The organism is Corynebacterium crudilactis, from assembly GCF_001643015.1.
GTDB lineage: Bacteria > Actinomycetota > Actinomycetes > Mycobacteriales > Mycobacteriaceae > Corynebacterium > Corynebacterium crudilactis.
Genome location: NZ_CP015622.1, coordinates 21,959 through 35,992 on the forward strand (window position 1 = coordinate 21,959; position 14,034 = coordinate 35,992).

At 51.6% G+C, this 14,034-nt stretch carries 13 protein-coding genes; 4 read left to right on the forward strand and 9 right to left on the reverse strand.

What is annotated here, in order from left to right:
- The first annotated feature begins 21 nt into the window (after positions 1-21).
- Both ccrud_RS00120 and ccrud_RS00125 read left to right on the forward strand, forming a co-directional pair.
- Positions 22-1,011: an ABC transporter permease gene (locus tag ccrud_RS00120; protein ID WP_425394225.1), complete on the forward strand. Its 990-nt coding sequence runs from the start codon at positions 22-24 to the stop codon at positions 1,009-1,011.
- A complete protein-coding gene (locus ccrud_RS00125; protein ID WP_066563191.1) occupies positions 1,008-1,769 on the forward strand; it encodes an ATP-binding cassette domain-containing protein in 762 nt (253 codons plus the stop codon). The genes ccrud_RS00120 and ccrud_RS00125 overlap by 4 nt, the downstream gene beginning before the upstream one ends.
- A gap of 1 nt (position 1,770) precedes the next feature.
- Here ccrud_RS00125 and ccrud_RS00130 read toward each other — a convergent pair whose 3' ends face one another.
- Positions 1,771-2,559 (reverse strand): hypothetical protein, encoded by a 789-nt coding sequence (locus tag ccrud_RS00130; RefSeq protein WP_066563194.1) that lies wholly within the window; start codon positions 2,557-2,559, stop codon positions 1,771-1,773.
- Positions 2,560-2,660: 101 nt separating this feature from the next.
- Between ccrud_RS00130 and ccrud_RS00135 the strand changes: the two genes are divergently transcribed.
- Positions 2,661-3,185, forward strand: coding sequence for a peptidylprolyl isomerase (locus ccrud_RS00135; RefSeq protein WP_066569267.1), 525 nt, complete (start codon positions 2,661-2,663; stop codon positions 3,183-3,185).
- A 121-nt stretch (positions 3,186-3,306) separates the two neighbouring features.
- Positions 3,307-3,963 (forward strand): rhomboid family intramembrane serine protease, encoded by a 657-nt coding sequence (locus tag ccrud_RS00140; protein ID WP_066563196.1) that lies wholly within the window; start codon positions 3,307-3,309, stop codon positions 3,961-3,963.
- A gap of 857 nt (positions 3,964-4,820) precedes the next feature.
- Here the strand turns inward: ccrud_RS00140 and crgA are convergent.
- The 8 genes from crgA to ccrud_RS00180 all read right to left on the reverse strand — a co-directional run bounded on the left by crgA (position 4,821) and on the right by ccrud_RS00180 (position 14,028).
- Entirely contained in the window at positions 4,821-5,093 is a 273-nt protein-coding gene (gene crgA, locus ccrud_RS00145) for a cell division protein CrgA (RefSeq protein WP_066563198.1), read from the reverse strand.
- 110 nt (positions 5,094-5,203) lie between these two features.
- Positions 5,204-7,174: a Stk1 family PASTA domain-containing Ser/Thr kinase gene (pknB, locus tag ccrud_RS00150; protein ID WP_066563200.1), complete on the reverse strand. Its 1,971-nt coding sequence runs from the start codon at positions 7,172-7,174 to the stop codon at positions 5,204-5,206.
- Positions 7,171-8,580: a serine/threonine-protein kinase gene (locus tag ccrud_RS00155; protein WP_066563207.1), complete on the reverse strand. Its 1,410-nt coding sequence runs from the start codon at positions 8,578-8,580 to the stop codon at positions 7,171-7,173. Before ccrud_RS00155 ends, pknB begins: the two co-directional genes overlap by 4 nt.
- 3 nt (positions 8,581-8,583) lie before the next feature.
- Positions 8,584-10,008 carry a penicillin-binding transpeptidase domain-containing protein gene (locus ccrud_RS00160; protein WP_066563209.1) on the reverse strand — a complete coding sequence of 475 codons (1,425 nt, stop codon included), beginning with the start codon at positions 10,006-10,008 and terminating at the stop codon, positions 8,584-8,586.
- Positions 10,005-11,330, reverse strand: a complete 1,326-nt coding sequence (locus tag ccrud_RS00165) for an FtsW/RodA/SpoVE family cell cycle protein (RefSeq protein WP_066563210.1) — start codon at positions 11,328-11,330, stop codon at positions 10,005-10,007. Before ccrud_RS00165 ends, ccrud_RS00160 begins: the two co-directional genes overlap by 4 nt.
- Complete coding sequence (locus tag ccrud_RS00170; RefSeq protein ID WP_066563213.1) at positions 11,327-12,682, reverse strand: PP2C family protein-serine/threonine phosphatase; 1,356 nt, start codon at positions 12,680-12,682, stop codon at positions 11,327-11,329. Before ccrud_RS00170 ends, ccrud_RS00165 begins: the two co-directional genes overlap by 4 nt.
- Entirely contained in the window at positions 12,682-13,146 is a 465-nt protein-coding gene (locus tag ccrud_RS00175; RefSeq protein ID WP_066563215.1) for an FHA domain-containing protein FhaB/FipA, read from the reverse strand. Before ccrud_RS00175 ends, ccrud_RS00170 begins: the two co-directional genes overlap by 1 nt.
- 15 nt (positions 13,147-13,161) lie before the next feature.
- Entirely contained in the window at positions 13,162-14,028 is an 867-nt protein-coding gene (locus ccrud_RS00180) for an FHA domain-containing protein (RefSeq protein ID WP_066563218.1), read from the reverse strand.
- Between the last annotated feature and the right edge of the window lie 6 nt (positions 14,029-14,034).

The window sequence follows — 14,034 nt, forward strand, 5'->3', positions numbered from 1 at the left end:
AGAGGGGAGGCGTCGACAAGCATGCTTGAGCGCGCCATCAAGCGCCCTGAACTGACCAGCCTGCTGGGCGCCGTGCTTGTTTTTACGTTGTTTATGGTGGTTGCGCCTGCGTTTAGGTCGTGGGACGCGATGGCGACGGTGCTGTACGCGAGTTCGACTATCGGCATCATGGCGGTGGCCGTGGGGCTGCTGATGATCGCCGATGAATTTGATCTTTCCACCGGTGTCGCCGTGACTACAGCGGCTCTGGCTGCGTCGATGTTTAGCTATAACCTGTGGCTCAATACCTGGGTTGGCGCGCTGATCGCTTTGGTAATTTCGCTGGCCATCGGCTTTTTTAATGGTTTTTTGGTAGTGAAGACCAAAATTGCGTCGTTCCTGATTACTCTCGCCACTTTCCTCATGCTGCAGGGTATTAATTTGGCTGTGACCAAGCTGGTTTCCGGAACCGTGGCCACTCCAACCATCGCCGATATGGAAGGTTTTGCTTCTGCACGCGCAGTATTTGCAAGCTCCATTTCGATTTTCGGCGTGAATATTCGCATCACTGTTTTTTGGTGGCTACTTTTTGTCGCAATTGGCACTTTCGTGTTGTTTAAGACCCGCTTCGGCAACTGGATTTTTGCCGTCGGCGGCGATGAAGAAGCAGCACGCGCGGTGGGCGTTCCAGTTCGTGGCGTCAAGATCGCCCTGTTTATGTTCGTCGGTTTCGCAGCTTGGTTTGTGGGCATGCATAACCTATTTTTGTTTGATTCCATTCAAGCCGGCCAAGGTGTGGGCAATGAATTCCTCTACATCATCGCAGCCGTCATCGGTGGCATCGCAATGACTGGTGGACGTGGAACTGTGGTGGGCACAATGATTGGTGCACTAATCTTTGGCATGACCAACCAAGGAATTGTTTATGCAGGTTGGAACCCAGATTGGTTCATGTTCTTCCTCGGCGGCACGCTGCTTCTCGCCGTGCTGCTCAACCACCGATTCGAACGCTTTAACAAGGAGCGATCATGACGGATCTGATTCAACTTCAAGAAGTATCCAAAAAATATGGTGCTTTTCAAGCTCTCGATAACATCAATTTGAGCGTGCGCGCCGGGGAAGTTACCTGCGTTCTCGGCGATAATGGTGCGGGAAAATCAACGTTGATCAAGATTTTGTCTGGCCTGCATCCGGCGACGTCCGGCGAGGTCATTGTGGCCGGCGAAACCGTAAAGTTTGGTTCTCCCCGCGATGCTCTCGATGCCGGAATTGCCACTGTGTATCAGGATTTAGCAGTGGTCGGGCAGATGAGCGTGTGGCGTAATTTCTTCCTGGGACAAGAATTAACTGGTCGTTTTGGCACCATGAAGCAGGAAGAAATGCGTCGGATTACCGATGCACAGCTCCGCGAAATGGGCATTGAATTGCGTGACGTCGATGTTCCAGTGGCATCTCTTTCCGGTGGTCAACGCCAGGTTGTGGCAATTGCTCGAGCTATCTATTTCGGTGCGCGTGTGCTGATTTTAGATGAACCAACAGCAGCTCTTGGCGTGAAACAATCCGGCATGGTGCTGCGCTTTATTGCAGCAGCACGCGACCGGGGGATTGGCGTTATTTTCATCACGCACAATCCCCACCATGCCTATCTGGTCGGCGATCATTTCATCCTGCTGCATTTAGGCAAGCAGGTGATGGATAAATCCCGCACAGAAGTCGAGCTTGAAGAGCTCACCCTCGCCATGTCCGGCGGCGGCGAGCTTGACTCTCTTAGCCACGAATTAAAGCGTTAAATTACTTCTTATCGCTCTGATCGCGCTGGGGTGCATTCTTCTTATCAAAATCAGCTTGAATAGCCTCAGCGTCAGAATTAGCTTCGGTTTCCACTGCTTCCGCAGCTTCTTCGGTTTCTTCTAGATCAGCGGCGATTTCCTCTGCAGCGCTGTCAATATTGATCTCCTCAGCGCGGATTTCTGCACCTTCTGGAGTTTCCGTGGAATACACCAATGCTGGCTCTACGACTGCCTCTTCAGCAACCTCAGGCTCATCCTTTTCCACGGTCTTCTTCAACTGCACCTCGACGCGTGGAGGCTGAGTACCTGGGGTGTCCTTCTTTGACTTGTTCAACACGGCGTAGGCAACGGCCACGATGCCGGAGGTAGCCAGGGCAGCTAGAGACAGGTTGCGCACCCAGTGCGACTCCTTCTTTCCTGTCGCTTTAGCAGCTGCCTTCGCAGCCCTATCTGCTTTTCGACGCGCCTTCCTGTTCAATTTCTTGCCAGATTTACGGGCGTCTTTCAGCGCCGTAGCACCTTGCTTTTCTGTCTCAGCAAGCGCCTTTTCCAGACGAGTACGGGCAGCCTTGGTAACATTTCCAGCCTTATCACGGGACTCGGAGTAGAACTCCTTCGCTGACTCCCGGGCAGTCTCTACAGCCTGCTCAGCTTTAGGTGCATACTCACCGGCTGCCTGCGACAATGCATCGTAGGTCTCAGAGACTTTGCGGTCACGGTAATCCGCGTAAGTTCCATAAGCTTTACGCGCGCCATCCACAGCCAACTTGATGTTGCCAATCGTGCTCATATTCAACTCTCCTGTAATCGGTGGTTCCTTCAATCCCCCACATTAGTTAAAGCATGGGACATGTGGTTGGCATTTCGCTCGATGTAGTTATGATGGGCGTTATGACTTCTAAGACCGCAACTGCGATTCTGCATACAAATCGTGGAGATATCACCATCGATCTCTTCGGCAACCACGCTCCTGAGACTGTCGCTAACTTCGTTGGCCTGGCACAGGGCACCAAAGAGTACAAGGCTGCAAACGCACAGGGCACCAATGAAGGCCCTTTCTACGACGGTTCAGTTTTCCACCGCGTGATTGATGGCTTCATGATCCAGGGTGGCGACCCAACCGGCACCGGCCGTGGCGGCCCTGGCTACATGTTCGCTGATGAATTCCACCCAGAACTGCGCTTCGACCGCGCATACCTGTTGGCAATGGCAAATGCAGGCCCAGGAACCAACGGTTCCCAGTTCTTCATCACCGTGACCCCAACCCCTCACCTGAACAATGCTCACACCATCTTCGGTGAGGTCACTGACGCAGAATCCAAGAAGATTGTGGATGCAATCGGAACCACTGCTACCGATTACTCTGACCGCCCAACCGAGGCAGTTGTCATTGAGTCTGTAGAGATCACCGCTTAAAGCACCACAAGCTCAACTATTCTTCAGGTCATACCGCATATGCCGGTATGACCTGATTTTTTATGCCTTAAATACTTGCCTTAAATACTTCTAAAAGAACTGCGGAAGACAACTACAGCTTATGAATTTAGAACGGATTTACCGCCAAGCACCGGCGAGCACTCTGATCTCTGCCGCTATCATCATTGTGTATGCAGGGACAGCGATACAGTCCAGATCTTTGACTAATAATCTTGGTTCAAGCAGCATCGGTGATGCCTGGATTTTATATGCTCCAGCGATGAATGATGGTTTTGGGCCTTTGCGTGCGCTCGGCGGAATGTTCCTGCACGTTGGTCCAGGACACATGCTGTTGAACCTTTTGCTGTTGTGGTTATTGGGCCGTGAGATTGAACGGGATTTTGGTTCTGGACTCTTTGCCTTGATGTATTTTGTCGGCGGTATTGGAGCCTCCGCAGCAGTTGTCTGGATGGATCCTTTTTCTCCTACCGCAGGAGCTTCTGGAGCTATCTATGCCATGATGGCTATTTTGGTGGGCCTTTTCCTCTTAAGAGGTGCCGATATCAAGGCTCCGCTTATTCTCATTGCCGTCAATATCGGGTATACCCTCATGGCTTCCAATGTGTCCTTGTGGGGACATTTAGGTGGGTTAATTACTGGAGCGCTCTTAATGTGGCCGGTGATTAGAGCAAAGACTCAGAAAACACAGTGGGTTATTTCTGTTGCGGGTTTGTGTTTAGTTAGTGGAGTACTTTTCCTGGGTCTTTCCTACAGTTAAAAGCTGCAGAAATGGCCAAGCATTCACCTCTGGTGCTTGGCTATTTTTATTTTTGTATCACATGGTGTTGATTTAGATACCCCTGTAAATTACAAAATTGTCATTTAAGTACTTTTAGCTGCGTAAAGAAGGTTTTCCACAGAGTGTGAGAATTACAAGAATTGAAACTCCACAAGCATAAAAAATTCCACACACATTTCTATCCACAAGACCTGGGGATAATGTGGATAACCCTAAAAGCCAAAAGTTATCCACAGCAGTTATCCACAATGTGGATAGTTACATTCTTGTAATTCACTAATTTTTCGAGCATCACTATTATCAAAACATGGCAGTACAGTGCAGTTTTATTAAAAATATCCGGCGTAATTAGATCCGAATTTATCCCGGTGGAAACTGTTCACAGAGTTATCCACAGGCTGTGAAATGGATCTCATGCAAAAGGAAACATGTTTTCAAGTCGGCCATCCACAGTTCAATCCACAGCTTGTGGATAACTCTTGAGTCAAGGGTGTGTGAATACCTATCCACAGTTACATGTGAGTAACTCACCGTGCCTGTGGATAACTTCCTCCATCTTCGAAATATGCCCCCGACCATCTATGGGCATTTGTGTTCGATTAGTTCGGGGGTAGTGAATTGTGAACTTCCGTATTTAAAGTTCCGAATTGGGCATAGATAAGTGGGTAAATTCCGAAGTGGGTAGAGTTGGGGGTATTGGATTTTCCGGCGGACTAATGCACAACTTGTATATACATGAAAAAACCGCCGTGTCAGAACACATAAGTTCTGACACAGCGGACTTCAGCTGCGGCGGTAGTGGAAACCGCGATTCTATATAAAAGAGCCTAAGGCTTTTAGCGCCAACCCATGGTCATGAGCAAGCCAATGATCAGCAAGCCAAAGCCAATGCCGTAGTTCCAAGCGCCCAAATCATTCATGAATGGAATTTGCTGGCCAACGAGGTAGTTGGCAATTAGCCAGACTAAACCGATGATCATGAAGGCAAACATGATCACCTTGTACCACATTGGAGTTCCGGCGGAATTAATCTTTACCGGGGTACGGTTTGCATTCGGGTTGCTTGAAACCGAAGCGACCTCGTTCTTAGTTATTCTTGCCTTTGGCATTGTTCACACCTTCATGTTGATTGTTGCAGGTAATTAAAATCGCTATGAACACCCAGCAACTGGTACTTATCTCGTTTGAGCTTAACGTATCAGTATTTGGGCTAGCTAGCTCACGGCTCTTGGATAAGTGCAGCGATATCGAATTCGAAAAGACGCACTGTTACTTGGGCATCCTTGCGGAATAATCCATCTGGAGATGGAGCTTGGTGTCCGATCTTATTTTGGTCCACAAGAGCGGCGGTATGGATGGGTGGCCCGACGATCAGGGCTTCATCGGGAGCAGTCCAGCCAGCTGCTCTGAGCGCATCAATTGCTTGTTTCGTATTCAATCGCGCAAGATCGGGAGCTTCAATGAGCATTCCATTGGAGACTTCCACCGTGATGTGCGACCCCTTGGGCAGTTCAGTACCTTGACCAGAAACTGAAAGGACTTCACCTTCCGGTTGCTCGCTATCCACATAAGACGCACTTGGAACAAAGCCCATCGAGATGAGGTTTTGCTCTGCCTGCGACCAATTCATGCCAGTGGCATTAGGGACACGAATATTTTCTGCTCCGGAAGATACCGTCAAAGACACTGAAGAGCCCACGACTACTTCTTGGCCAGCTGCTGGGTTTTGTTCAATCACATGCCCATCTTGGACAGTGTCTGAGTTTTCTTCCCGGACATTTTGGTTAAGCACTAAGCCTGCGTCTTCGAGCGTGCGTGCAGCATCCTCAAGGGGCATGCCAGAGACATCAGGAATAAGGATCATTTCCCGGCCGGTGGACACCGTAATTGTTACAGTGGCACCACTACGGATTTCTGAACCTGTGTTTGGACTGGTGCGAATAACTAGACCTTCGGCAATGTCTGCACTGGCTTCTTCAACGACGTTGACTAGGAATCCTTCTGCCTCAAGTTCTGCGATTGCTTCTTGTTGCGGCAGGCCTTCAATATTAGGAATTGTTCGGGTAGCTGAGGCTGCACTGTTAGTGACGTAGTCATAGGTAAATGCGCCGGCCACGCCGACTGCGCCCAGTGCCAGCACAATGGCAAGGGCTGTGAGGCCTTTAGATCCGCGCTTTTTTGGCTTGGGATCTGTAGTAGTCAAGGCGCTACCAGCGCCGGCTCCTGCCGCAGTTGCGCCTGCAGACGGAGCTACCTGGGTGGAGGTGCGCGTCGAAAAGCGTGTCTCTGGGACCGGCTCAGGAGTTTCTTCAGTTTCCACATGCGAGCGCGCTGCGTGGGACACCGCGTTGCGGGAAAGCCGTCCCAGATCAGCGGCCATTTCAGTAGCTTTTTGATAGCGATCAGCTGGGTGCTTTGCCATGGCGGTGAGCACAACAGCATCCACGTTTAACGCAGCAGTCGGCGTGAGATCCGCAATGAAATCCGACGGTGGAGTGGGATCTTCTTGGACGTGCTGATAAGCCACCGCGAAAGGAGATTCGCCTTCGAAAGGCGGTTTGCCCGTGACCAATTCATACATGACACAGCCGGTGGCATAAATATCCGAACGGGCATCGGCAGGTTTGCCGCGCGCCTGCTCGGGCGAAAGATACTGGGCGGTGCCAATAACCGCAGAAGTTTGCGTCATAGCAGACGTGGCATCATTGACCGCGCGGGCAATGCCAAAATCCATGACCTTCACGCCACCAGTATTGGTGATCATGATGTTGGCAGGTTTTACATCTCGGTGAATAATGCCTGCATCATGGGAAGCCTGCAGAGCTTCGCACACCGGAATGAGGGTGCTTGCCGCATCAACAGGTGTGAACACACCATCTTCGGAGACAATATCGCGCAGGTTTCGGCCGTGCACGCGTTCCATCACGATATAAGGAACAGAAATGCCGTCCCGATCGACTGCTCCAGTATCAAAAACTGCAACGATCGCAGGGTGGCTTAACCGTCCGGAATTTTGTGCTTCCCTGCGGAAACGTTCCCGGAAATTGGGGTCCTTAGCCAGGTCGGTGCGAAGCATCTTGACTGCGACCTCTCGGCCGATGAGCGTGTCGGTGGCCGCGAACACCTCGCTCATGCCACCGGAGCCAATATTGGCTCCCAGCTCATAGCGGTCAGCGATCACGAAGGTCACTGCGCTCCTCCTACTTCCAAAAGGTCATTTACTGCATCGATGAGGTCATCTGCCGGTGTACCAGTCTCATCTGGAACGCTAGCACTTGTCCTAGGTGTAGAGGTAGGTATTTGAGGCACAGTATAGGTGGATGATGTTTCCTCCGAAGTGGTTTCTGCGGAAGTTTCTTCTTCACTTGTCGTTGGATGAGGCGAAGTTGTTTCAGACGCACTGAAACTCGGCCGCGAAGCCGTCGTTGGTGGCACCCAAGAAGGGGTAGATGGTTCCACCGTCGGCGTGAAAGTTTTCGTAATCGTTTCCGGCGTCGTGGATTCTTCTGGGGAATTACTAAACAAAATACCGGTCGTGCCCGCATAAATCACCGCACCAATAATCACCGCAAGAAGTGCTGCAATAAAAAGCCCAATGCCAATGCCAGAACCCTTATTCGGGGCGACTTCTTGGGTGATCGTGACAGGCCGAGCTACTTTGCCCAGCATCGCCGTCGATTCGCTTGGCGACGGCGCCTCCGCCTGCGCCATCATCGCGCTCGTGCGCGGTTGCGGCGGGCGCTTGCCGAGGCGAACAGCAGAAACTGCCAACGCCATTTCATTGCCATCAGGGAAACGACGACCCGGATCCTTGCGCAATGCAATGCCAATGAGTTCACGGGTTTGCGCCGTGATACTGGTGGGCATCTGCGGTGGAGCCTGATTGATATGGGCAATGGCCACCGAAACAGAGGAATCACCGCTGAATGGGCGTCGGCCAGCCATCATTTCATAGCCCACGACACCTAGTGAATAGATATCAGAAGCTGAGGTGACTTCTTTGCCCTGTGCCTGCTCCGGGGAGACATATTGGGCAGTTCCTACCACCATGCCAGTGCGCGTTAACGGCACTGCAGCAGCAGCTTTTGCGATACCGAAATCCGTAATTTTCACAATGCCATTGGCCGTGATCAACATGTTTCCGGGCTTGATATCGCGGTGCACCATATTCATCCGGTGAATCACCGCCAACCCATGGGCTGCCTGTTCCAGCACATCAAGTGCAAGTTCTTCAGACAAGCCACCTTCACGTTCCAACAGATCAGCTAATGATTCACCGCGGATGAATTCCATAACGATGAAACAAAAAGTATGCCCTGCAGGATCTGGCACCTCGCGGTAATCGAAGGTGGCCACCACATGCTCAGAATTAATATTCTCAGCAGCTTGAGCCTCATTGCGGAAACGGCTCAAAAACTCCCGGTTATCGGAGAATTCAGGGCGCAGTACTTTGATGGCAACTTCACGATCATGCACCACATCATCTGCCAGCCATACGGTCGACATGCCTCCGTGGCCGATGATCCATTGCAACCGGTAATCAGCACCGATGAGTTCTTGGAGTCGATCTTTTCCAGTGATGTCTTCTTGACTCATGTTTTAAAATCCTCCGGCTGCTTGGAGCACAGCTCGGCCAATTGGGGCTGCGACCTGACCACCAGTAGCACTGGTGCCAAATCCACCGCCGTCTTTCACCAACACCGCAACAGCAATGTCATTGTTGAATGCCACGTACCAAGTATGCGGCGCCGTGGAGTCATCGCCATGTTCTGCAGTACCAGTTTTAGATGCGATTTCTACACCCGCATAACCAGAGGTATTACGCTCTGATGCCTTCATCAGCTCAGTAAGCTGCTCTGCAATTTCCGGTTCGATTCCACCAGCTGATTTTGGTTTGTGGGCGCTTAATTCACGCAAATCTTGGCCAGTTACACGAGACACCAAATATGGTTCCATGCGTACACCGCCATTAGATACCGTGCCGGCCATGATGGCTGCTTGCAACACATTCATTTCGACATCGCGCTGACCAATGCTGGACTGTCCAAGAGCTGCATCATCAGGAATTTCACCCAAGCCGCCAGGAACATTATCCAAACCCAAGCTATAGGTTTGTCCCACACCGAAATCCTCGGCAGCAGAACGCATAGCATCCACACCGATATCGATACCAGTTTCCACGAACGCAGTATTACAAGATAGAGAGAAGGCTGTGAGCAGGGTAGTGGTGCCACCGCCTGCACAAGTTTGGCCACCATAGTTGGTCAAGGTGGTGTTGGTGCCAGGCAGCGTTACCTCTGATGCAGCAGTTACTGAGGAATCAGCTGAGTATCCATTTTCCAGTGCAGCAGCAGTGGTGATGATCTTGAAAATTGATCCAGGAGGAAGGGATTCCTGCGTGGCATGATTCAACAGCGGGGCGCCGTCAGTAGAGGTGTATTCACCCCATGCTTGTTCTGCCGTTGCTGGATCCACAATTTGATTGGGATCAAAGCTCGGTGAGGACGCCATAGCGAGCACTTCGCCGGTACTTGGGCGAAGTGCTACAACAGCACCTTCATAATCACTTTGCGCCAACTGCTGATAAGCAATTTCCTGCGCATTGGTATCCAATGTCAGCTCAATATTTGCTCCGTGAGTGGGCTTGCCAGAAATGACATCTAGCCACTGCGAGGTAAAGAGCGAAGAATCGCTGCCATTGAGCACAGAGTTAAATCCGGACTCCAGGCCTGCAGCACCATAAATATCTGATAGGTAGCCAACTACCGGGGCATATGCGCTTGGGCTCGCGACATAGGAACGCTGATAATAGCCCTGGCTATCTTGGGCGGACTCCGCCAATACTTGGCCGCCTGCAGAAATTTGACCACGTGGAGTGGACTTAGTTTCCAAGAAGCCACGGGCATTCAACGGGTTCTGAGCAAGTTCATCATCCCGGAACGCGTGAATCCACGTGAGGTTAGCAATGAGGATCAGAATAAGAATTAAAGAGAAGGCTGATGTGATTCGGATCGAGCGGTTCATGCAGCCACCTCCGCTGTTTGCTTAGACAAAATAGGTCGGCGCGCGCTATCAGAAATCCGCAAAATAATGGCGAGCAAAATGTAGTTAGCCATCAAAGAAGAACCACCCTGAGACATGAACGGAGTGGTCAAACCGGTCATCGGCATCAGCGCGGAAATGCCACCGACAACTACGAAAATCTGAATCATGATGGTCATGGACAAACCGGAGGCAACCAGTTTTCCATAGCTATCACGAGCCAACGTAGCGGTACGCATGCCACGGGTGACAAAGACACCAAACAAGACGATGATGGCCGCTAAACCAATGAGACCAAGCTCTTCACCAATGGCTGCCAAAATAAAGTCTGAGTGCACAACTGGGATCATGTTTGGATAGCCCTGACCGATACCGGTGCCAGTAATTCCACCCCAACTCATGCCGAAAAGACCCTGGGAAAGCTGGTAGCCAGTGGTGTCATAGTGAGCCACTGGATCAATGAAGTTCTGCACGCGTTCCTGAATTTTTCCAGATACTTGGTACACCGCAAAAGCACCCACAGCTACCAGTACAGCGCCGATGAGCAACCAGGAACCACGCCCCGTAGCCAAATAAACCATGGCCAACACGGTGGTAAACAGCAGCAAAGCAGGGCCGAAATCATTAGCGCCAGCCATGATCAAAATAGCCAAAGCCCACACGACCAGAATCGGGGCAAGGTCACGTAAACGTGGGAACTCAAGACCTAAGAAGCGGTAGCCAGCAACGGTAAAGAGTGCACGCTTGGTGGCAAGGAGCTGAGCGAAAAACAACAGCAACAAAATCTTAGAAAACTCACCAGGCTGGATAGAAAAAGGTCCAAGCCAAATCCAAATGCGGGCCTCTACGCCACCTGGCTGAGGCCACACCAACGGCAAAGCCAGCAACACAATGCCCACCACGCCGAGCAGATAGGAATACCGAGATAAGGATTTATAATCGCGCAGCAGCAACAACACAGCCACCATCAGGACAACACCGACAAGAGTCCACATCAATTGGCTGTTGACAGTGCTGTAGCCAGTGGCCTGATCAAGACGATAAATCATCACCAAACCAATGCCATTGAGCGCGGCCACCACAGGCAGCATGATTTGATCAGCAAAAGGCGCCACCCAAGCCATAGCTAAATGAGCCACGATGAACACACCGATGTAGCCACCAATGAGCATCAAAATATGGACACCCAAATCATTGCCCATGGCCAGCTCAAGGCTAATGAACATGATTGACACAACAGCTGTGGCAAGTATCAGCAGCCACATCTCAGTATTACGTGCCTTTAATCTTTCAAGCGTGCTCATGAGACCTCCCTGCAATTGACTCCGGGTTCATTTCTATCGCCACCGGTTGTCACTTCTTTATTCACACATACCGGCAATGCCTGAGCTGCCAGCCGTTGCATTTGTGCCTGGACCTCGTCATAAGACCCAGACGGTAGGCCTGCGACACTACCTCGAACAGAGGCCGGTAAATCATCCAATTTGAAAGAGGCACCGTTTTCACAGGATTCCTTGAGCGATAACGTGCCAGCTTCATTAAGACATGCCACCTGGAACTGCGAATGCAGATCCTTGCCAAAAATACGGTAATCCGCACCTTGCTCCACGGTGATAGCGTCCTTGTCATCGACAGCCACATAAAAAGTACTGTCAAGACGGGAGTAGCCCCACCATCCTGCGGCAACTACACCGATGAGGATGACCAGGGCTACGATCAAAACCGCAAGTTTGCTGGAACTTTTCTCCGGTGGATCCTCAATCGTGGGACTGTCCTCCGTTCCAGCATCCGATATCTCCGGTGCCGGATCAATCACCTGCGGCCGTCGAGTTATCGCTGCAGCGCGACCCGCAGCAGTATCAGGCCGTGGATCTTCTGGCTGTTCACCATTAAGCGCACCAGCAGTTAAAGGCACAGAAGCTTCTTCTGCTTCGTCTTGTGCGGAAATTTCCACAACATCAGCCACAATGACGGTCACATTGTCTGGACCACCAGAACGCAACGCCAACTCCACCAACTTGGTGGCAGCATCCTGTGGACTACCCACACGCACCGTTTCTTCAATGGTGGAATGAGTAACCGGATCCGACAAACCATCAGAGCACAACAACAAACGATCCCCAGGAATCGCCGGGAACTGCTCTAAAGTTGGCTCCACCGGATGTCCGGTATAGGCCTTCAAAATCAAAGAACGCTGAGGGTGCGTTGACACATCTTCAGGATCAAGCTTGCCCTCAGTAACCAACGATTGAACAAAAGTATCGTCGACTGTAACCTGCACCAACTTATCGTCGCGAAGCACATAACCCCGGCTATCGCCGACGTGGCACATCGCCAGGTCGCGCCCATTAAACATGAACGCCGTCAACGTGGTGCCCATGCCATCGCGCGCCGGGTCCTGCGCGATGCCATCGGCAATCGCCGCATTGGCATCATTGGCCACCATGCCAACCAGCGCCAACATATCGTTGTCACCAGGATCGACATCAAGCGCACGCAAATGATTAATCATCAACTGGGAAGCGATCTCACCAGCAGCATGGCCACCCATGCCATCAGCAAGCGCCAAAAGATGAGGGCCGGCATAAGCCGAATCCTCGTTGTTTCCGCGCACCAACCCACGGTCAGACGCCACCGCATATTTAAGTTTCAACATCAGGGAACAAGCCTCACTGTTGTACGACCAATACGGATATCCGTGCCCACCGTGATCTGCTCAGGCTGATCAATGCGCGCGCCACCCACAAAGGTGCCATTGCGCGAATCTAGATCCTCCACAAACCACTCCGAGCCACGCTTAAACACACGAGCATGCATGCCGGAGGCATAATCATCGCCCACCACAAACGTGCAATCAGGGCTGCGGCCCATCGTTATATCTTCCGAGACCTCAATCGAGGAACCGGCAAGCGGCCCCTCCACCACAGTCAGCAGACGCGGCGGACTGGAACGGTTGAACGCGCGGGCTAAGCCCTGCGGAGCAGCAACAGAGCTAGCGCTTGCCGACGCCTGACCCGTCACTTTCAAATCCGCCCGCATCGCACGCAACGCCATCACGATGAAGAACCACAACACCACCAACAAAGCGATACGAAGCCCAAGAAGGACCAGAGAATCCATGATCAACCTCTCCCTCTAGGGACTAACAATGCGAACTTCAATATTGGAATGACCCACGGTGATGACATCACCATCAGCCAACAACCAGTTATCCACCGGAGTGTCATTCACGGTCGTGCCATTAGTGGACTTCAAATCAACCAAAATGGCATCCCGGCCATCCCACGTGATCTCCACATGCTGACGAGATACACCAGTATCCGGCAAACGAAGATCCGCATCATTACTACGACCAATAATGTTCGAACCCTCCTGAACTAGATAAGTCCGGCTAGAACCATCCTGGAGTAGAAGAGACACCGTCGGGCCCGCAGGCTTCAACACACTCTGGCGATTCGCATCCACCTGAGATTGCGACACACCTTGAACCAAGGGCCGCTCAGCTGACTGCGCCGGCAAAAACTCCGTACCAGTGTAAGGGGAACTGTCAGACACGTTCTTCGACTCACTTTCTGCGACAGGCAGGATGCCGTCGCCCTCCAAAGGCAGATAACCGCTACTCAACTCCGGATCCGGATCTTTCTCCGAAACCGACTTCAACTGACCCGTGTGCAACGAAGAATCCTCTTCAATCAACACAACAACCGACCCAACCAATGTCCAGCCACTGTTCCTGCAAAACCTCATCATCTGATCAGCAAAACGAGCCGGCTGATCAGGAACACGATCGACGAGATTACTAAAATCGTTCGGACTCACCGAAACCTTAAAAACATTCGGTGCTTCAACATAGCCATCCGAAGTATGAACCACGTTATCCTCAGCCTCTTGCTTAAGAAGCTCCTCAAGCTCCGCCGGGACAACACGACCTCGAAAAACAAACGCCAACGCATTATCAAGGCCCCGCTGCAAAGAACTATCCAGCTTTGCCAGACTGTTCATAGCGTT